Annotated in this window: 17 protein-coding genes; 16 read left to right on the top strand and 1 reads right to left on the bottom strand. The window is 51.4% G+C overall.

The features are described 5' to 3' along the window. Positions 1 to 30: 30 nt before the first annotated feature. From pxpB to K7X24_RS11890, 7 genes are all read left to right on the top strand, one after another. Entirely contained in the window at positions 31 to 687 is a 657-nt protein-coding gene (gene pxpB / locus K7X24_RS11920) for a 5-oxoprolinase subunit PxpB (protein ID WP_103860234.1), read from the top strand. Continuing rightward, positions 681 to 1625: a 5-oxoprolinase subunit PxpC gene (pxpC, locus tag K7X24_RS11915; protein WP_224555088.1), complete on the top strand. Its 945-nt coding sequence runs from the start codon at positions 681 to 683 to the stop codon at positions 1623 to 1625. The genes pxpB and pxpC overlap by 7 nt, the downstream gene beginning before the upstream one ends. Beyond that, on the top strand, positions 1615 to 2352 hold the full coding sequence (gene pxpA / locus K7X24_RS11910) for a 5-oxoprolinase subunit PxpA (RefSeq protein ID WP_211023143.1): 738 nt from the start codon (positions 1615 to 1617) through the stop codon (positions 2350 to 2352). The genes pxpC and pxpA overlap by 11 nt, the downstream gene beginning before the upstream one ends. A gap of 30 nt (positions 2353 to 2382) precedes the next feature. Continuing rightward, on the top strand, positions 2383 to 3030 hold the full coding sequence (gene pcp, locus K7X24_RS11905; protein ID WP_103970692.1) for a pyroglutamyl-peptidase I: 648 nt from the start codon (positions 2383 to 2385) through the stop codon (positions 3028 to 3030). A 67-nt stretch (positions 3031 to 3097) separates the two neighbouring features. Continuing rightward, on the top strand, positions 3098 to 3889 hold the full coding sequence (gene nei, locus K7X24_RS11900; RefSeq protein ID WP_224555087.1) for an endonuclease VIII: 792 nt from the start codon (positions 3098 to 3100) through the stop codon (positions 3887 to 3889). 42 nt (positions 3890 to 3931) lie between these two features. After that, a complete protein-coding gene (locus tag K7X24_RS11895; protein WP_211044453.1) occupies positions 3932 to 4645 on the top strand; it encodes a hypothetical protein in 714 nt (237 codons plus the stop codon). Then, a complete protein-coding gene (locus tag K7X24_RS11890) occupies positions 4642 to 5064 on the top strand; it encodes a hypothetical protein (protein WP_211044452.1) in 423 nt (140 codons plus the stop codon). The genes K7X24_RS11895 and K7X24_RS11890 overlap by 4 nt, the downstream gene beginning before the upstream one ends. A 100-nt stretch (positions 5065 to 5164) precedes the next feature. On the opposite strand, the gene K7X24_RS11885 is transcribed toward K7X24_RS11890, so the two are convergent. Further along, positions 5165 to 6451: a citrate synthase gene (locus K7X24_RS11885; protein ID WP_039472563.1), complete on the bottom strand. Its 1287-nt coding sequence runs from the start codon at positions 6449 to 6451 to the stop codon at positions 5165 to 5167. Between the two features lie 652 nt (positions 6452 to 7103). Here K7X24_RS11885 and sdhC point away from each other — a divergent pair. From sdhC to K7X24_RS11840, 9 genes are all read left to right on the top strand, one after another. Then, on the top strand, positions 7104 to 7493 hold the full coding sequence (gene sdhC / locus K7X24_RS11880; RefSeq protein WP_010284996.1) for a succinate dehydrogenase cytochrome b556 subunit: 390 nt from the start codon (positions 7104 to 7106) through the stop codon (positions 7491 to 7493). Then, on the top strand, positions 7487 to 7834 hold the full coding sequence (sdhD, locus tag K7X24_RS11875) for a succinate dehydrogenase membrane anchor subunit (protein ID WP_010284997.1): 348 nt from the start codon (positions 7487 to 7489) through the stop codon (positions 7832 to 7834). The genes sdhC and sdhD overlap by 7 nt, the downstream gene beginning before the upstream one ends. Further along, positions 7834 to 9600: a succinate dehydrogenase flavoprotein subunit gene (gene sdhA / locus K7X24_RS11870; protein ID WP_039482751.1), complete on the top strand. Its 1767-nt coding sequence runs from the start codon at positions 7834 to 7836 to the stop codon at positions 9598 to 9600. Before sdhD ends, sdhA begins: the two co-directional genes overlap by 1 nt. Before the next feature lie 16 nt (positions 9601 to 9616). Further along, positions 9617 to 10333: a succinate dehydrogenase iron-sulfur subunit gene (locus K7X24_RS11865; protein ID WP_103860239.1), complete on the top strand. Its 717-nt coding sequence runs from the start codon at positions 9617 to 9619 to the stop codon at positions 10331 to 10333. Positions 10334 to 10608: 275 nt separating this feature from the next. Continuing rightward, on the top strand, positions 10609 to 13416 hold the full coding sequence (sucA, locus tag K7X24_RS11860) for a 2-oxoglutarate dehydrogenase E1 component (RefSeq protein ID WP_224555085.1): 2808 nt from the start codon (positions 10609 to 10611) through the stop codon (positions 13414 to 13416). A 15-nt stretch (positions 13417 to 13431) separates the two neighbouring features. After that, entirely contained in the window at positions 13432 to 14658 is a 1227-nt protein-coding gene (odhB, locus tag K7X24_RS11855) for a 2-oxoglutarate dehydrogenase complex dihydrolipoyllysine-residue succinyltransferase (protein WP_103860241.1), read from the top strand. A gap of 202 nt (positions 14659 to 14860) precedes the next feature. Next, complete coding sequence (gene sucC, locus K7X24_RS11850) at positions 14861 to 16027, top strand: ADP-forming succinate--CoA ligase subunit beta (protein ID WP_010299192.1); 1167 nt, start codon at positions 14861 to 14863, stop codon at positions 16025 to 16027. Further along, positions 16027 to 16899: a succinate--CoA ligase subunit alpha gene (sucD, locus tag K7X24_RS11845; RefSeq protein WP_010299194.1), complete on the top strand. Its 873-nt coding sequence runs from the start codon at positions 16027 to 16029 to the stop codon at positions 16897 to 16899. Before sucC ends, sucD begins: the two co-directional genes overlap by 1 nt. Before the next feature lie 218 nt (positions 16900 to 17117). Next, positions 17118 to 18287, top strand: a complete 1170-nt coding sequence (locus tag K7X24_RS11840; protein ID WP_211007419.1) for a tetratricopeptide repeat protein — start codon at positions 17118 to 17120, stop codon at positions 18285 to 18287. Positions 18288 to 18857: the final 570 nt, after the last annotated feature.

The following is an 18857-nucleotide window of genomic DNA, read 5'->3' as shown; positions in this document are numbered from 1 at the left end:
AACGGATAAAACGCGATTCAGGAGGAAAGATTGCAACGAGCACGGTGTTATCTTCTGGGTGAGAGAGCTGTGGTTCTGGAACTGGAACCGCCAATGTCGCTGGAGAGCCAGCAGCGGATATGGGGGCTTGCCGAGCGCCTGAACCATCATGAAGAGGTGCTGGAAGCGATTCCAGGCATGAATAATCTGACGGTGCTGTTGGCGCATCCGCAGTTGGTGGCGCTCGATGCGATTGAACGCTTGCAGCGCTGGTGGGAAGAGAGCGAATCGCTGGCGTTTGACCCACGCGATATCGACATTCCCGTCGTGTATGGCGGAGAGGCAGGGCCGGATTTGGTGGAGGTTGCCGCTCACAGTGGCCTGACAGTGAGTCAGGTTGTGGAAGCACATGCAGCCGCACAGTATGTGGTTTACTTTTTGGGCTTCCAGCCGGGTTTTGCCTACCTCGGCGGATTAAACGAGAAACTGCATATGCCGCGCCGCGCTGAGCCGCGCCTGCGCGTGGCAGCAGGATCGGTCGGGATTGGTGGCGCACAGACGGGGATTTATCCGCTGGCGACGCCCGGTGGCTGGCAGCTGATTGGTCGCACCTCGCTGAAATTGTTTAATCCACAAACGATGCCGCCAACGTTGCTACGTCCCGGTGATAACGTTCGGTTTTTGCCACAGAAGGAGGGCGTATGCTGAAGGTTATTCATGCCGGATTGCATACTTCGGTGCAGGACGGCGGCCGCGTCGGTTTTCGCCGTTTGGGTATCAGCCAGTCAGGCGCGCTCGATCTGCCTGCCCTGGCAATGGCCAACCTGCTAGTGGGCAACGCGGAGAATGCTGCCGCGCTGGAAATTACGCTGGGTAAGTTTACCGCAATATTCACCACCGCCTGCTGGGTGGCGCTAACCGGTGCGGACTGTCATGCCGAACTGGATGGAAAACCACTCTGGACAGGCTGGCGTTTCGCTGTGAAGCCGGGACAAACGTTGAAAATGCGCATGCCGCGTAACGGAATGCGTAGCTATCTGGCGCTGTCCGGCGGCGTGGATGTGCCGGAAGCGCTTGGCTCGCGCAGTACCGACTTGAAAGCCGGTTTTGGGGGCTTTGACGGACGTTTGCTGATGGATGGCGATGAACTTCCTCTGGGTACGCCAACTCGCGAACTGACGCGAGAAGTCGGTATCAAGCAGCTGTTGTTCGGCAACCGCGTGCGGGCATTACCAGGGCCGGAGTATCAGGAATTCAGCGAAGAGATGCAGGAATTGTTCTGGCGAACGTCCTGGCAACTGAGCCCGCAAAGTAACCGCATGGGCTACCGTTTATTGGGCGCTGATCTACAGCGTGCTGCATTACGGGGTAGCAAACCGCGCGAGCTGCCATCGCATGGGCTGCTGCCGGGCGTCGTGCAGGTTCCGCACAATGGTCACCCTATCGTACTGCTGGCGGATGCGCAGACAACCGGCGGTTACCCACGTATTGCGACGGTGATCGAAGCGGATTTATTCCATCTGGCACAAATCCGACTCGGTGAGCCGATACATTTTATTCACTGTACGCAGGCTCAGGCGCAAAAAGCGGCCGAAGAACAGCGGCGTTACCTCGAACAGCTGGCGTGGAGGCTGCATGATTATTGATCTGAATGCCGATCTGGGTGAGGGCGGCGAGCATGACGAAGCGCTGCTGAAGCTGGTGACGTCAGCCAATATTGCCTGTGGATTTCATGCCGGTGATGCGCAAACCATGCGTCAGTCAGTGCGTTGGGGAATCGGTTATAGGGTCGCGCTTGGCGCACACCCGAGCTTTCTCGATCGTGAAAATTTTGGCCGCAAGGCGATGAATGTGCCTGCGGAAATTGTCTTTGCCCAGATGGTGTATCAGCTCGGCGCGCTGAGTGCGATTGTCGCGGCTGAAGGCGGCAAGCTGTCGCACGTTAAGCCTCACGGTATGCTTTACAATCAGGCGGCGTGTGAACCGGCGCTGGCTGATGCGATAGCCAAGGCGGTGAAGGTGGTGAATCCGGCGTTGCGCTTAGTCGGTCTGGCGGGAAGCGAATTAATCCGCGCTGGGCAACGGCTGGGGTTGGAGACGCGTCAGGAAGTGTTCGCCGATCGCTGCTATCTGCCTGACGGATCGCTGGTGCCGCGCACTCAGGCGGGAGCGTTGATTAACAGTGATGAGCTGGCGTTGGCGCAGACGCTGGAGATGATTCAACGCCAGCGGGTTAGGGCGATCGACGGCTCTTGGGTTAACGTACAAGCGGATACCGTATGTATTCACGGCGATGGGCAACACGCGCTGCTGTTTGCCCGCAAGCTGCGTAACTGCTTTAGCCAGCATCAGATCGCGGTTGCGGCGGCATAATCATTATTTTTTGTATGACGGGGATAACCGATGAAAACCGTTTTGATCACGGCGTTTGAACCTTTTGAGGGCGAAGCGATTAATCCCTCATGGGAAGCGGTAAAAGTACTTCATCAGCGAGAAGTTGGCGGTGTGCGCGTGGTGGCCTGCCGTTTATCTTGCGTCTTCGATCTATCGCTGGAACAACTTTACCGCGCGATAGCCGAATGGCAGCCGGAAGTGGTGATCGCGGTGGGGCAGGCGGGCGGTCGTACTGATATTTCTGTCGAACGCGTGGCGATTAATATTAATGACGCCCGCATTGCGGATAACCGGGGCAACCAGCCTATTGATACGCCGGTGGTAGAAGGCGGACCTGCGGCATATTTTTCGACGCTGCCAGTGAAAGCGCTGGTGCAGGCATTGCGCGTGGCGGGTATCCCCGCGTCGGTGTCGCAAACCGCAGGGACGTTTGTCTGCAATCATGTGATGTACGGACTTTTACACCAGTTACATCAGCAGGGCGATGTGGTGCGCGGCGGATTCGTTCACATTCCCTATTCGCCGGAACAGGCTGCACGACACCCCGGTGAACCGAGCATGCCTACACCGTTAGTCACGGCGGCGCTGGAAGTGATGGTCAAGCAATCGCTGGTGCAGCAGGTTGATGTGGCGGTGACTGGCGGCTCATTACATTAATCTGGATCAGTTCTTCGTTTGGTTAATCACGCCCTATCCAGGGCGTCTGATTTTCAGGGAGTAAAGTATGCCGGAAGGACCGGAAATTCGTCGGGCGGCTGATAAGCTGGTTGAGGCCGTCGTGGGCAAAACGCTGACGCGTGTCTGGTTTGCGTTTCCAGAACTGAAGCCATACGAAGCAGAATTGATTGGGCAACAGGTCAGGCAGATTGAAACGCATGGGAAGGCGCTGCTGACCTATTTTAGCAACGATCGGGTGTTGTATAGCCATAATCAGCTCTATGGCGTGTGGCGAGTCGTGAATGCGGGGGAATCACCGGAAACAAAGCGGGATTTGCGCGTCCGGCTGGAAACGCAGGATCGCGCTATTCTGCTTTACAGCGCGTCAGATATTCAAATGCTGACGCCGAATATGCTCTCGACGCATCCTTTCCTGCAACGTATTGGCCCTGATGTCTTGGATCTCTCACTGACGCCGGAACAGGTGTGTGAGCGTCTGTTATTACCGCGCTTTCGCCGTCGCCAGTTTAGTGGGTTGCTGCTGGATCAGGCATTTCTTGCTGGACTGGGGAATTATCTGCGCGTCGAGATTCTCTGGCAGGCACAGTTAGCCCCCCAACACACGGCAGCGCAGTTGAATGAGGAACAGTTACAGACGTTGAGTCACGCGCTGCTGGATATTCCCCGTTTGTCCTACAACACGCGTGGCACTGTTGATGAGAATCGACATCACGGGGCGATTTTTTCGTTCAAGGTTTTCCATCGTGAAGGGGATCGCTGTGAGCGCTGCGGCGGAATGATTGAAAGAACGATGCTGTCATCACGCCCGTTTTATTGGTGCCCGCACTGCCAGAGTTAAAGGGCGCTGTGCAGTTTTTAGATTAATTGAAAAGGATTTCGTATGAGTAATAGAAGTGACATTAGGGACGGTTCTCTCTTTGATAGGCTCAAATCAGGTATTGTTTATACCGAATTGCTGGGCTGGGTTGATATGGGCCATGCAAGGGGAGACGATATTGTTGAATTAAAACAGCAGTTTTTGGCCGGTGAAAGCTCTGGAGAAAAGAGTTATCGCGTTATGTATCGCCAAGATATGCGATACAAAAAATTCGGTCATAACGTTGGTATAGGAAAGTTCAATCGATGGGAAATCAAGAGCGGGAGAAGCCGAGACGATATCAATAGCATAATGCTTGCGATGCTTATGAATATTGCCCCTCGATTTGAAAAACAGCAATATGATCTATTCTCATGGTATACAGATAGTGGATTCAGTGGTGAGGATTTGGTTTCAGATCTGTTGGGATTTTATCGCGCATTAATTCCTGGCCAATATTCTTATCGTGTCCGCCCTGTAAGCCGTGATGCAGCGCTTAGGCGTTGGGATTTTTATGGTGCCATTGGCTCCCATAAGAATCAGGGTTTCCGCCCTATTATTTTTCCTGATCCGCAAGATGCTTGTATACGACATACACCTTATATAGCAAATCTACCTCACTTTATGACTTGGGTTCGACCATGGAATGATTTTACTTCTGGCGTAGTTAACATTCTAACGGATGACGGTACAACACTAGAATTTAACAAAACCAAAGGTGGAAGAGTTCGGGCATGAAAGTAATCAAATATCTATTACTGCTTTTGGTTCCTGCGGCAATGGTTGGGATGTTATTTATATTTATTGTGGTGTCGGGTTCCACGGAGATAAGAACGTATACTGAAAGTGAGTATTTTACCTACTATGCGTTCACCGATGAAGATATCCGCAAGGCCCCAAGGATATCGAGCAATTACGCTTTTGAATATGTGCCCGGTGATGGTTATGCGCCATCAAATGCTATCATTTTTAATGATACCTCTGACACGACTCTGCTAAAAACGTACCTCACAACATTAGGATATGAGCAGCAGAAACGTAAGCAGGGGGAGGAAGATGTGTGGAAAAAGCGTACTGAGATTGAAGGGGCAACCTTCTATATCTGGGTTAATAAAGACGCTAAACAGGTTTACCTTACGAAAGTATTCCATGACTAACTGCGCTGATTATCCGTATTTCAATCACCATTGAAAATCAGTGTAGGATAAAAACAAAGGCCGGATGTGATATCCGGCCTTTTTGCCTGTACTGAATGGATTAATCGTTTTTCAGATTGGACGTAAAGTCACGTTTGTCGTAGCCGGTATACAGCTGACGTGGACGGGCAATCTTGATGCCGTCGGCGTGCATTTCGCTCCAATGCGCAATCCAGCCCACGGTACGCGCCATCGCAAAGATAACGGTAAACATGGAAGACGGAATACCCATCGCTTTCAGGATGATGCCGGAGTAGAAGTCCACGTTCGGGTACAGTTTCTTCTCAATGAAGTACGGGTCGTTCAGCGCGATATGCTCCAGCTCCATCGCCACTTCCAGCAGGTCGTCTTTTCTGCCCAGCTCTTTCAGCACTTCATGGCAGGTTTCACGCATGACGGTAGCGCGCGGGTCGTGGTTTTTGTACACACGGTGACCGAAGCCCATCAGGCGGAAGGAGTCGTTCTTGTCTTTTGCACGTTCGATAAACGCAGGGATGTGCTCCACGCTGCTGATTTCTTCCAGCATACGCAGGCAGGCTTCGTTCGCGCCGCCGTGTGCCGGTCCCCACAGCGAGGCGATCCCCGCGGCGATACAGGCAAATGGATTCGCACCTGATGAACCTGCGGTACGCACGGTAGACGTCGAGGCGTTTTGTTCGTGATCGGCATGCAGGATTAGGATACGGTCCATGGCACGTTCCAACACCGGATTCACAACATATTCTTCACAAGGGGTGGAGAACATCATGTGCAGGAAGTTACCGGCGTAGGACAGGTTGTTTTTCGGATAAACAAACGGCTGACCCAGTGAGTATTTGTAGCACATTGCTGCAACGGTCGGCATTTTGGACAGCAGGCGGTAGGCCGCGATTTCGCGGTGGCGCTCAATGTTAATGTCCAGTGAATCGTGATAGAACGCCGCCAGTGCACCCGTGACGCCGCACAATACGGCCATTGGATGTGAATCACGACGGAAACCGTGGAACAGACGAGTAATCTGCTCATGGATCATGGTGTGACGCGTCACGGTGGTCTTGAAGGTTTCATACTGTTCTACCGTCGGGACTTCGCCGAACAGCAGGATGTAACAAACTTCAAGATAATTCGATTTTTCAGCCAGTTGGGCAATCGGGAAGCCACGATGTAGCAAGATGCCTTCGTCGCCGTCGATATAGGTAATCTTGGATTCGCAAGATGCGGTAGAGGTAAAGCCGGGGTCAAATGTGAAGTAACCTTTAGAACCGAGGGGACGAATATCAATCTCATCATACCCCAATGTACCTGATAGGACATTTAGCTCAATTGGATCTTTACCCTCTAGAGTAAGTGTTGCTTTCTTATCAGCCATTTACAGTCTCCTTAGCGCTTTAATTTTAAATATTCTCACTGAAGAAATACCGTCATGCCTGTACACCGGGCGAATAATGGCCGGTGAAACTCTGTCGTGACACAGTCGTCAAATAGGATACAGAGTAAGGCGGATAGCCGCATTCAGGATGAAAAATTCGTTCTCCAGGTAATTAACGATATTCAGATAAATGAGTTGTGCTCTGAATAGATTGTAGTCATTACCTATGACTTTTACGTGGACTCTCCCCACTGTTACATAAGTTACGCCAGTGTGGAAGTGTCGCCGTTGTGCTTTAACACATCATAAGGAATTCAATCCCCTAGTTGTAATTGAAATGTTGAACTTTTGTCAAATCAGATAATTAATTTTATATAAATTGTGAAATTCGTGATCTAAATCACTGTTCGGGGCAAATGTCACCAAACAGTTTGTATGGGAATTGTAATGGGAATGTGAAGTACCTATACTGCCGACAGGTCTCCGGAATCACCCTGCAGTAGGAGCACCCAGTATGAAAGGATCATGCGCTGTTTAGACACCGGAATGTCGATGTTTGAGCGCGTATCGTAAACCCACTTTTCAGGGCCGTAACTTTCATGCTGTCTGACCTCACATCAGGCCCGGAGGAAGAAACAATAATAAAAGCTGTGTGGGCAAATCCGTGAAAAAACAAAGACCTGTCAATCTGGAATTGCAGACGATCCAGTTCCCCGTTACTGCGATAGCATCTATTCTTCACCGCGTCTCCGGCGTTATCACCTTTGTCGCTGTCGGTATTTTACTGTGGCTGTTAGGCACTTCTCTTTCTTCCGAGGAAGGGTTCCTGCGCGCTGCGGAAATTATGGATAGCTTCATCGTCAAGTTTATCGTTTGGGGCATCCTCGTCGCGTTGGCTTATCACATTGTTGGTGGTATACGTCACCTGTTGATGGATTTTGGCTATATAGAAGAAGACTTTGCCGCAGGTAAGCGTTCTGCAAATATCTCCTTTATTATTACTGTCGTGCTTTCAATTTTGGCTGGAGTCCTCGTATGGTAAGCAATGCTTCTGCGTTAGGACGCAATGGCGTACACGATTGGTTACTGATTCGCGCTTCCGCCATCGTCATTGTTCTGTATGTAATTTATATTATTGGTTTTATTGCTACGGCTGGCGACATCACGTATGAAATATGGCGTGGTTTCTTCGCGATGGCCCTCACCAAAGTATTCACACTGCTAACGTTATTTTCCATTCTGGTTCATGCCTGGATAGGGATGTGGCAAGTGCTGACCGATTACATTAAACCGCTGGCCTTACGCCTGACTTTACAGTTGGCGATTGTGGTTGCGCTGTTGGTGTACGTCATTTATGGAACTATTGTGGTGTGGGGTGCGTGATGAATTTGCCAGTCAGAGAATTTGATGCAGTTGTTGTGGGTGCGGGTGGCGCAGGTATGCGCGCCGCGCTGCAAATTTCCCAAATGGGCCTGTCCTGTGCCCTGTTATCGAAAGTGTTCCCAACCCGTTCCCATACCGTGTCCGCGCAGGGCGGCATTACCGTCGCGCTAGGCAACACCCATGAGGACAACTGGGAATGGCATATGTACGACACCGTAAAAGGGTCGGACTACATTGGCGATCAGGACGCCATTGAATATATGTGTAAAACCGGCCCAGAAGCGATTCTGGAACTGGAACACATGGGATTACCGTTCTCCCGTTTGGATGATGGCAGTATTTATCAGCGTCCGTTCGGTGGTCAATCCAAGAACTTTGGCGGCGAGCAGGCCGCGCGTACTGCGGCGGCGGCTGACCGTACCGGTCATGCCCTGCTGCATACGCTGTATCAGCAGAACCTGAAAAATCACACCACTATCTTCTCCGAATGGTACGCCCTCGATCTGGTGAAGAATCAGGATGGCGCGGTTGTCGGCTGTACGGCGATCTGTATCGAAACCGGTGAAGTGGTCTATTTCAAAGCGAAAGCGACTGTACTGGCAACTGGTGGCGCGGGCCGTATTTACCAGTCCACCACCAATGCACACATTAATACAGGTGACGGTGTGGGCATGGCGCTGCGTGCTGGCGTTCCGTTGCAGGACATGGAAATGTGGCAGTTCCACCCAACGGGTATTGCTGGTGCGGGTGTGCTGGTGACAGAAGGTTGCCGTGGTGAAGGCGGTTACCTGCTGAACAAACACGGTGAACGCTTCATGGAACGTTATGCGCCAAACGCGAAAGATCTGGCTGGCCGTGATGTGGTTGCCCGTTCCATTATGATCGAAATTCGTGAAGGCCGTGGCTGTGAAGGCCCGTGGGGACCACACGCCAAGCTGAAACTGGACCATCTGGGTAAAGATGTTCTGGAATCCCGTCTGCCGGGCATTCTGGAGCTGTCTCGCACATTTGCTCACGTCGATCCAGTGAAAGAGCCGATTCCTGTTATCCCAACCTGCCACTACATGATGGGCGGTATTCCGACCAAAGTGAGCGGTCAGGCGTTGACGGTGAATGAGAAAGGCGAAGATGTGGTGATTCCAGGGCTGTTTGCTGTGGGTGAAATTGCCTGCGTCTCGGTTCATGGTGCTAACCGTCTGGGCGGTAACTCGCTGCTTGATCTGGTGGTATTCGGTCGCTCAGCGGGTATTCATCTGCAAGAGTCGTTGAACGAGCAGGGCGAAAGCCGTGATGCCAGCGAATCCGATATTGAAGCCTCGCTCGACCGTCTGAACCGCTGGAACAATACCCGTTCAGGGGAAGATCCGGTTGAAATCCGCAAGGCGCTGCAATCCTGTATGCAGAATAACTTCTCGGTCTTCCGCGAAGGTGATGCGATGGCGAAAGGGTTGGAAGAGCTGAAAGTGATTCGTGAACGCCTGAAAAATGCGCGTTTAGATGACACCTCAAGCGAGTTCAACACCCAGCGTATCGAGTGTCTGGAGCTGGATAACCTGATGGAAACCGCGTACGCGACAGCGGTATCGGCTAACTTCCGTACCGAAAGCCGTGGCGCGCACAGTCGCTTCGACTACCCAGAACGCGATGATGAAAATTGGTTGTGCCATTCGTTGTATCTGCCGCAAACCGACAGCATGACGCGCCGTGAGGTGAACATGCAGCCTAAACTGCGTCCGGCGTTCCCGCCGAAAATACGTACTTATTAATCGCGGAGATCAAACGATGAAACTCGAATTTTCTATTTATCGTTACAACCCGGATGTTGATGATGCTCCGCGGATGCAGGATTATCAGTTAGAGGCGGAAGAAGGCCGCGACATGATGCTGCTGGATGCGCTGATGCTGCTGAAAGAACAGGATCCGACGCTCTCATTTCGTCGTTCCTGCCGTGAAGGCGTCTGTGGTTCTGACGGCGTTAACATGAACGGTAAAAACGGGCTGGCCTGTATTACGCCTGTTTCCGCGTTACAGCGTGGAAAAGGCAAAATTGTTATCCGTCCTTTACCGGGATTACCCGTTGTGCGTGATTTGGTAGTGGACATGGGGCAGTTCTATGCTCAATATGAGAAAATAAAGCCTTACCTGTTGAATAATGGGAAAAATCCGCCGGCGCGCGAACATCTGCAATCGCCAGAACAACGTGCCAAACTGGATGGGTTGTATGAATGCATCATGTGTGCCTGCTGTTCAACGTCTTGCCCATCGTTCTGGTGGAACCCTGACAAGTTTGTTGGACCTGCGGGGCTGCTGGCGGCGTATCGTTTCCTGATTGACAGTCGCGATACGGAAAGTAATCCACGACTGGACGATCTGGACGATGCATTCAGCGTCTTCCGCTGCCACGGCATCATGAACTGCGTCAACGTGTGTCCGAAAGGGCTGAACCCGACTAAGGCTATTGGCCATATTAAATCTATGCTGTTGCACCGCAGCGCGTAACGGATAATCAGTACGTAACGTGTTATTGCATAAAGATTAAGTAGTAAAACATGTATCTCCCTCTGAAGTTGCTATTCTTCAGAGGGAGCGCAGGAAACCTTTAAAAACCGGCTTACGCGCCCGAACCGGTTTTTAAAGGTTCCTTAGGGGGGATGGATACCCTAAGCGCGTACCGAAGTACGACAAGTGAACCGTTTTTACGGCGAACAATATACGGATACTAATTACATGTTAACCACGGCGAAAACTGAAGCTTATTAGCTTAAGGGATCATAATGCAGAACGGCGCGATGAAGGCCTGGCTGGATTCCTCCTATTTGGCGGGTGCGAATCAGTCCTACATAGAGCAACTCTATGAAGATTTTTTAACCGATCCTGACTCGATCGAACATAGCTGGCGCTCTATCTTCCAGCAATTGCCTACGAGTGGGGTCAAACCGGATCAACTCCATTCCAAAACGCGTGAATATTTCCGCCGTCTGGCGAAAGACTCTTCGCGCTTTACCTCGTCAGTCACCGATCCCGATATTGATGCTAAGCAGGTCAAGGTATTGCAGCTGATCAATGCGTTCCGCTTCCGTGGACATCAGCAAGCTAACCTTGACCCGATCTTCCTGCGCCCGCAGGAACCTGTTGCAGAATTGGATCTGGATTACCACAATCTGACGCAGGATGACCTACAGGAATCTTTCAACGTGGGGTCTTTTGCCATTGGCAAAGACACCATGAAGCTGGAAGATCTGTATGACGCACTGAAACGCACCTATTGCGGTTCTATCGGTGCGGAATATATGCACATGACCAGTACGGAAGAGAAACGCTGGATCCAGCAGCGTATCGAATCGGTAATGGGGCAGCCGTCATTCTCTCTGGAAGAGAAACGTCGTTTCCTGCAAGAGTTAACCGCAGCTGAAGGGCTGGAGCGTTATCTGGGTGCCAAATATCCTGGCGCCAAGCGTTTCTCGCTGGAAGGCGGTGATGCACTGGTTCCGATGCTGAAAGAGCTGATTCGCCATGCGGGTGCAAACGATACTCGCGAAGTGGTATTGGGGATGGCACACCGTGGCCGCCTCAACGTGCTGATCAACGTATTGGGCAAAAAATCTCAGGATCTGTTCGACGAATTTGCCGGTAAGCATAAAGAACACTTGGGCACCGGTGACGTGAAATATCACCAGGGCTTCTCGTCTGAATTCGAGACGGCTGGCGGTCTGGTGCATTTGGCGCTGGCGTTTAACCCATCGCACCTGGAGATTGTCAGTCCGGTAGTGACGGGCTCGGTACGTGCGCGTCTCGATCGTCTGAATAGCCAGAGTGGTCCACGTGTTCTGCCAATCACCATTCACGGCGATGCGGCAGTCAGTGGTCAGGGTGTGGTTCAGGAACTGTTGAATATGTCGACGGTGCGTGGCTACGAAGTTGGCGGCACGCTGCGTATTGTTATCAACAACCGTATCGGCTTCACCACGTCTAACCCGCTGGATATCCGTTCCACCGAGTACTGTACCGATATCGGTAAAATGGTACAGGCACCGATTTTCCACGTTAACGCAGACGACCCGGAAGCGGTGGCGTTTGTTACGCGTCTGGCGCTGGATTTCCGTAATGAATTTAAGCGCGATGTGTTCATCGATCTGATTTGTTATCGCCGTCATGGTCATAACGAAGCTGACGAGCCAAGTGCAACGCAGCCGATGATGTACCAGAAGATCAAGAAACACCCGACGCCGCGTAAGGTATACGCCGATCGTCTGGAGCAGGAAAAATCCATCACGCTGGAAGATGCCACCGAGATGGTCAACCTGTACCGCGATGCGCTGGATGCGGGTGAATGCGTGGTGGAAGAATGGCGTCAGATGGATATGCAGTCCTTTACCTGGACGCCGTATCTGAACCATGAGTGGGATGAACCTTATCCGCATGCAACGGAAATGAAACGTTTGCAGGAACTGGCAAAGCGTATCAGCGAAGTGCCAGAAGGGATTGAAATCCATCCTCGTGTTGCCAAAGTCTATACCGACCGTGCCGAAATGGCTGCGGGCAACAAACCATTTGACTGGGGCGGGGCAGAAATGCTGGCTTACGCCACGTTGGTCGATGAAGGCATTCCGATTCGCTTGTCTGGTGAGGACAGCGGTCGCGGTACGTTCTTCCATCGCCATGCTGTGGTGCATAACCAGAAAAATGGTTCCAGCTACACGCCGTTGAACCACGTACACAACGGGCAGGGCGAGTTCAATGTTTGGGACTCCGTATTGTCTGAAGAGGCGATTCTGGCGTTTGAATACGGCTATGCGACCGCAGAACCACGCACCCTGACCATCTGGGAAGCGCAGTTTGGTGACTTCGCCAACGGTGCGCAGGTCGTTATCGATCAGTTCATCAGCTCCGGTGAGCAGAAGTGGGGCCGGATGTGTGGTCTGGTCATGCTGCTGCCGCACGGTTACGAAGGTCAGGGCCCAGAGCACTCATCTGCTAGACTGGAGCGTTATCTGCAATTGTGCGCTGAGCAAAACATGCAGGTCTGTATTCCGTCAACGCCAGCACAGGTGTATCACATGCTTCGCCGTCAGGCGCTGCGCGGTATGCGTCGTCCGCTGGTGGTCATGTCACCGAAATCGCTGTTGCGCCATCCGCTGGCGATATCTTCACTGGATGAACTGGCAAATGGTTCCTTCCAGCCGGCGATTGGTGAAGTAGAAGAATTAGATCCGGCAGCCGTGAAGCGTGTCGTGCTTTGTTCCGGTAAGGTCTACTATGATTTGCTGGAAAAGCGTCGCAAGAACGAGCAAAAAGATGTCGCGATCGTCCGTATCGAACAGCTTTATCCGTTCCCGCATCAGGCCGTTCAAGCTGCGCTGGAATCGTTTGCCCATGTTCACGATTTCGTGTGGTGTCAGGAAGAGCCGCTGAATCAGGGAGCCTGGTATTGCAGTCAGCACCATTTCCGTGAAGTGATTCCGTTTGGGGCTTCTTTACGTTACGCAGGACGCCCGGCGTCTGCATCACCCGCCGTTGGCTATATGTCCGTACACCAGAAACAACAGCAAGATCTGGTTGATGACGCGCTGAACGTTGATTAAATAAAAGGATAGATAATGAGTAGCGTAGATATTCATGTACCCGACCTGCCTGAATCCGTCGCTGACGCCACTGTTGCTACCTGGCATAAAAAACCAGGCGATAGCGTTCAGCGCGATGAAGTACTGGTTGAAATTGAAACTGACAAGGTTGTGCTGGAAGTGCCTGCCACTGAAGCCGGCATCCTGGATGCCATACTGGAAGAGGAAGGTGCTACGGTAACGTCTCGCCAGCTGCTGGGTCGCATTCGTCGTGGCGACAGCTCTGGTAAAGAAACCAGCGAGAAGTCACAGAGCAAAGAATCAACACCGTCACAGCGCCATACGGCTGGTCTGGAAGAAGAGAACAGCGATGCGCTCAGCCCGGCGATTCGCCGTTTGATTGCAGAGCACGATCTCGATGCGGCTGCGATCAAAGGCAGCGGCGTAGGCGGTCGAATTACCCGTGAAGACGTGGATAAGCATTTGGCTGCCCAGAAGAAAGAGCCTGCTAAAGCGGCTAAGTCCGAGGCTCCGGCGGCTTCTCCGGCACCCGCTCTGGGCGCGCGCAGCGAAAAACGCGTACCGATGACGCGTCTGCGTAAGCGTGTTGCAGAACGTCTGCTGGAAGCGAAAAACAGCACGGCAATGTTGACGACCTTCAACGAAATCAACATGCAGCCAATCATGGATCTGCGCAAGCAGTACGGCGACGCATTTGAGAAGCGTCACGGTGTGCGTCTGGGTTTCATGTCCTTCTACATCAAAGCCGTGGTCGAAGCGCTGAAGCGTTATCCAGAAGTGAATGCGTCTATTGATGGCGAAGATGTGGTTTACCACAACTACTTCGATGTCAGCATCGCGGTATCTACCCCGCGTGGTCTGGTTACGCCAGTGCTGCGTGATGTGGATGCGCTGGGCATGGCCGACATCGAGAAGCGTATCAAAGAGCTGGCTGTGAAAGGCCGTGACGGCAAACTGACGGTTGAAGAATTGCTGGGTGGCAACTTCACGATTACCAACGGCGGCGTCTTTGGTTCTCTGATGTCTACCCCGATCATCAACCCACCGCAGAGTGCGATTCTGGGTATGCACGCCATTAAAGATCGCCCGATGGCGGTTGATGGTCAGGTCGTTATTCTGCCGATGATGTATCTGGCGCTGTCTTACGATCACCGTTTGGTTGACGGCCGTGAGTCCGTTGGCTTCCTGGTGACAGTGAAAGAGATGCTGGAAGATCCAGCGCGTCTACTGTTAGACGTTTAGTCCGACAGATAGGCTCTCGGGCGGATAACCCTGACGGTTTCCGCCCGAAACGATATACCAGATTATGTGCTATGCAGGCCGTTTTTTCTCAACGGCGTTATCCAAATATATCAGAGAGTTAATGGCGATTTTCGCTACCGAAAGATTCGGTGATGAAAAACCGTCTGCCGACTTATCTCCAAACCTAAATGGATAGAACATCATGAATTTACACGAGTATCAGGCAAAACAACTCTTTGCTCGATATGGTTTACCGGCACCAACCGGCTATGCCTGTACCACACCGCGTGAAGCGGAAGAAGCCGCGTCTAAAATTGGTGCGGGTCCGTGGGTCGTAAAATGTCAGGTTCACGCTGGTGGCCGCGGTAAAGCGGGCGGCGTTAAAGTCGTCAGCAATAAAGAAGATATCCGCGCCTTTGCTGAAAACTGGCTGGGTAAAAAACTCGTTACTTATCAAACTGACGCACAAGGTCAGCCGGTTCATCAGATCCTGGTTGAAGCCGCAACGGATATCGACAAAGAGCTGTATCTGGGCGCGGTTGTTGACCGTGGCACGCGTCGCGTGGTGTTCATGGCGTCTACCGAAGGTGGCGTAGAAATTGAAAAAGTGGCGGAAGAAACGCCGGAGCTGATTCATAAAGCGGCGATCGATCCACTGGTCGGCCCACAGCCTTATCAGGGCCGTGAATTGGCCTTCAAACTGGGTCTGAGCGGTAAGCAAGTGGCTCAGTTCACCAAAATCTTTATGGGTCTGGCGACGCTGTTCCTTGAGCGCGATCTGGCTCTGGTAGAAATCAACCCGCTGGTTATCACCAAGCAGGGCGATCTGATCTGTCTGGATGGCAAACTGGGTGCGGACGGTAATGCCCTGTTCCGTCAGCCTGAGCTGCGTGAAATGCGTGACCCAAGTCAGGAAGATTCCCGTGAAGCCCATGCGGCGCAGTGGGAACTGAACTATGTTGCGTTGGACGGCAACATTGGCTGTATGGTGAACGGTGCGGGTCTGGCGATGGGCACGATGGACATCGTGAAGCTGCACGGCGGTTCTCCTGCTAACTTCCTCGATGTAGGCGGTGGCGCGACGAAAGAACGTGTTACTGAAGCATTCAAAATCATCCTGTCTGACGACAAGGTAAAAGCCGTCTTTGTTAACATCTTTGGTGGCATCGTACGTTGCGATTTGATCGCTGATGGCATCATCGGTGCCGTAGCCGAAGTGGGCGTTAACGTACCGGTTGTTGTACGTCTTGAAGGAAACAATGCGGAACTGGGTGCCAAGAAACTGGCGGATAGCGGCCTGAATATTATTGCCGCGACCAGCCTGACGGGTGCGGCTCAGCAGGTTGTTGCAGCAGTGGGGGATAAATAATGTCCATTCTGATTAATAAAAATACCAAAGTTATCTGTCAGGGTTTTACCGGTAGTCAGGGGACATTCCACTCTGAGCAAGCACTTGCTTACGGTACGCAAATGGTTGGTGGTGTGACGCCGGGTAAAGGTGGCACGGAACATCTGGGTCTGCCCGTATTTAATACGGTACGTGAAGCGGTAGAAGCGACGGGGGCAACGGCATCCGTTATCTACGTTCCTGCTCCGTTCTGTAAAGACTCCATTCTGGAAGCGATTGACGCAGGCATCGAGTTGATTATCTGTATCACCGAAGGTATCCCTACGCTGGATATGCTGACGGTGAAAGTGAAACTCGATCAGAGCGGCGCGCGGATGATCGGCCCGAACTGCCCAGGTGTGATCACGCCGGGCGAATGTAAAATCGGTATTATGCCGGGCCATATTCACCTGCCGGGTAAAGTCGGTATCGTTTCTCGTTCTGGTACCCTGACGTATGAAGCCGTGAAGCAAACGACCGATGCTGGTCTGGGTCAGTCCAGCTGTGTAGGTATCGGCGGCGACCCGATCCCAGGTTCTAACTTCATCGATATTCTGAAGCTGTTTGAGCAGGATCCACAGACGGAAGCCATCGTGATGATCGGTGAAATCGGTGGTACGGCAGAAGAAGAAGCGGCGGCGTACATTAAAGAGCACGTGACGAAACCAGTTGTCGGTTACATCGCAGGTGTGACGGCACCGAAAGGTAAGCGCATGGGCCACGCTGGCGCCATCATCGCGGGTGGTAAAGGTACCGCTGACGATAAATTCGCAGCGTTAGAAGCGGCGGGTGTTAAAACCGTTCGCAGCCTGGCGGATATCGGCGATGCAGTAAAAGCGATATTATCACGTTAATCGATGAGTCGATTAAATATACCAGCCACCTTCGGGTGGCTTTTTTTATTCAAATTTGGCTTTCGGGCATAATTGAGTTACGCATGACTTCTACGGGGTTTTATTGGATAATTCGCGCGCCTGCAAAGGGCCGTTAGCGATAAACAGAAGTGATGATTACCTCATTTTTGATGTGTAAGCAGGGAATGATTAATTAATTTGCCTTAAGGGGATGTTGTGTGAAAGGAAATATAAAAGCGCTAGTTCTGGCACTGTCTACATTTACCTGTGCAGTCAGCGCACAGTCTATTAATATTGAAGTGCTAAGTGCGACTGTCAAAGATAAAAAAATTGATGATGCAACGGTTATTTTACAGAAGAACGGTGCGCAGTCAGTGACTGCACGCTCTGATGTCGCAGGCCGTGCGGCGCTCAACGCACCATTCGACGTCGATCAAGACAGTCTGCTGATCATTAAAAAAGCAGGGTATTCCGATCTGGTAGTGAAATGCCCATGTGATGGTATGACCTATGCGATTAGTCCAGTAATGAAAAGTCTGGACGGGATGCGAATTGTATTAACCTGGGGTGAAAAACCTGATGATTTAGATTCCCATCTTATTTATCCGGGTAATCATATTTATTTCAGCCACAAAAATGGACGCGATGCTAATCTTGATGTCGATGATACAGATAGTTTTGGCCCAGAAACGATCACGATTGATAAAAAGCGTTTAGGCGAAAGTTATATTTATGCCGTTCATGATTATTCAAATAGTGAGAAGGCGAATTCATTAGCGCTTTCTGCAAGCCGTGCAAAAGTATTTGTCTATGTTGGAAGCTCGCAGGTACGGTCATATTCAGTCCCACTGAATAAGACAGGGAATATCTGGACGGTTTTCCGTCTTAACCCTAACGGTGATTTTGAAGATATCAATGCGGTTGGCGAGGCCGATTTCACCAAAGTGAAGGACAGCGATGCGCTGCCAATGGTGCTTAACTCTGCGCAGACGGCAGCTTCCGTTACTGGAAATGCTGCGCTGGCAAAAAGCCTCAATCGTGACGGCGAAGCCGCCTACGGACGTGGTGAGTTAGAGCAGGCCACGACACTGTTTCTGGCCGCGATCGATCAGGATAGCGCGTTTGGTCAGGCATATAGCAACCTTGGCCTGACCTATCAAAAGCGGGGCAACATCGCCGAAGCCATTTGGGCCAACCGTAAAGCGATTGCGCTGGCAAATGGCAGCAACGCGGCAACCACACGTGCCAGCTCGTACTACAATATTGCAAAAATCTACGAGAATGCGGGTCAGTTCAGCGATGCACTCCAGCATTATGAGCTGGCAAGAAGCGAGAAAAGTAACACGGTTTACGATAAAGCTATTGAGCGCATGAAAGCGAAGAGGTAAATCGCAGCATCTTGCTACGTATCACCTAACCTGTAACCACTGCGGAGGCCTTTTGGTCTCCGCTTTGGCATGGCGCGTTACAAACAGGCGGTACATGGGGAAAGGCAGGGGAATTCACGGCGAAAATACAGCGCCGTTGTCAGCAAGAAAAAATAGAAATTTGACATAAAATAGAAGATAAAAAATGCATGTGAATAATCGATAACGGAAAGTAAAAATTATATTGCTGAATTAATTTTAATTAAACCTAAAAGTCACATTGCATTAACAATTAGTGTAATAAGGAAATTAATGCAACGCGACAATCACGAGAAAAGCGTTAAATTGTTTTAGATCAAAAAACGCCTCTGGATATAATTTCTGAAATAGGCTTAAATTGCGCGAGGTCAATTATCGTCTTTCACGCCGCCTGGTGGAAAAGTTGATTTGAAGCCAAAAACCTAGTCTGGGTCACGTAAAAACCTATTTATTGTAGGGGATTACAGGCGTAATATACGGCTACCTCCCTATGGGGTACGCGATTTGTAATACTTGTGATTTATCTTGAGCTTGCTGTCGGGGTATCGCGGT

The organism is Pectobacterium versatile, assembly GCF_020166435.1.
In the GTDB taxonomy this organism is placed as follows: domain Bacteria; phylum Pseudomonadota; class Gammaproteobacteria; order Enterobacterales; family Enterobacteriaceae; genus Pectobacterium; species Pectobacterium versatile.
This window is presented reverse-complemented; position numbering and strand designations above follow the sequence as displayed.

Excerpts from the sequence above, each read along its gene's own strand:
- sucA (WP_224555085.1), top strand. The coding sequence starts at position 10,609 with ATGCAGAACGGCGCGATGAAGGCCTGGCTGGATTCCTCCTATTTGGCG.
- K7X24_RS11885 (WP_039472563.1), bottom strand. The coding sequence starts at position 6,451 with ATGGCTGATAAGAAAGCAACACTTACTCTAGAGGGTAAAGATCCAATT.
- odhB (WP_103860241.1), top strand. The coding sequence starts at position 13,432 with ATGAGTAGCGTAGATATTCATGTACCCGACCTGCCTGAATCCGTCGCT.
- pxpA (WP_211023143.1), top strand. The coding sequence starts at position 1,615 with ATGATTATTGATCTGAATGCCGATCTGGGTGAGGGCGGCGAGCATGAC.
- K7X24_RS11895 (WP_211044453.1), top strand. The coding sequence starts at position 3,932 with ATGAGTAATAGAAGTGACATTAGGGACGGTTCTCTCTTTGATAGGCTC.
- K7X24_RS11890 (WP_211044452.1), top strand. The coding sequence starts at position 4,642 with ATGAAAGTAATCAAATATCTATTACTGCTTTTGGTTCCTGCGGCAATG.
- pxpC (WP_224555088.1), top strand. The coding sequence starts at position 681 with ATGCTGAAGGTTATTCATGCCGGATTGCATACTTCGGTGCAGGACGGC.
- sdhD (WP_010284997.1), top strand. The coding sequence starts at position 7,487 with ATGGTAAGCAATGCTTCTGCGTTAGGACGCAATGGCGTACACGATTGG.
- sucD (WP_010299194.1), top strand. The coding sequence starts at position 16,027 with ATGTCCATTCTGATTAATAAAAATACCAAAGTTATCTGTCAGGGTTTT.
- pcp (WP_103970692.1), top strand. The coding sequence starts at position 2,383 with ATGAAAACCGTTTTGATCACGGCGTTTGAACCTTTTGAGGGCGAAGCG.
- sucC (WP_010299192.1), top strand. The coding sequence starts at position 14,861 with ATGAATTTACACGAGTATCAGGCAAAACAACTCTTTGCTCGATATGGT.
- sdhA (WP_039482751.1), top strand. The coding sequence starts at position 7,834 with ATGAATTTGCCAGTCAGAGAATTTGATGCAGTTGTTGTGGGTGCGGGT.
- K7X24_RS11865 (WP_103860239.1), top strand. The coding sequence starts at position 9,617 with ATGAAACTCGAATTTTCTATTTATCGTTACAACCCGGATGTTGATGAT.
- nei (WP_224555087.1), top strand. The coding sequence starts at position 3,098 with ATGCCGGAAGGACCGGAAATTCGTCGGGCGGCTGATAAGCTGGTTGAG.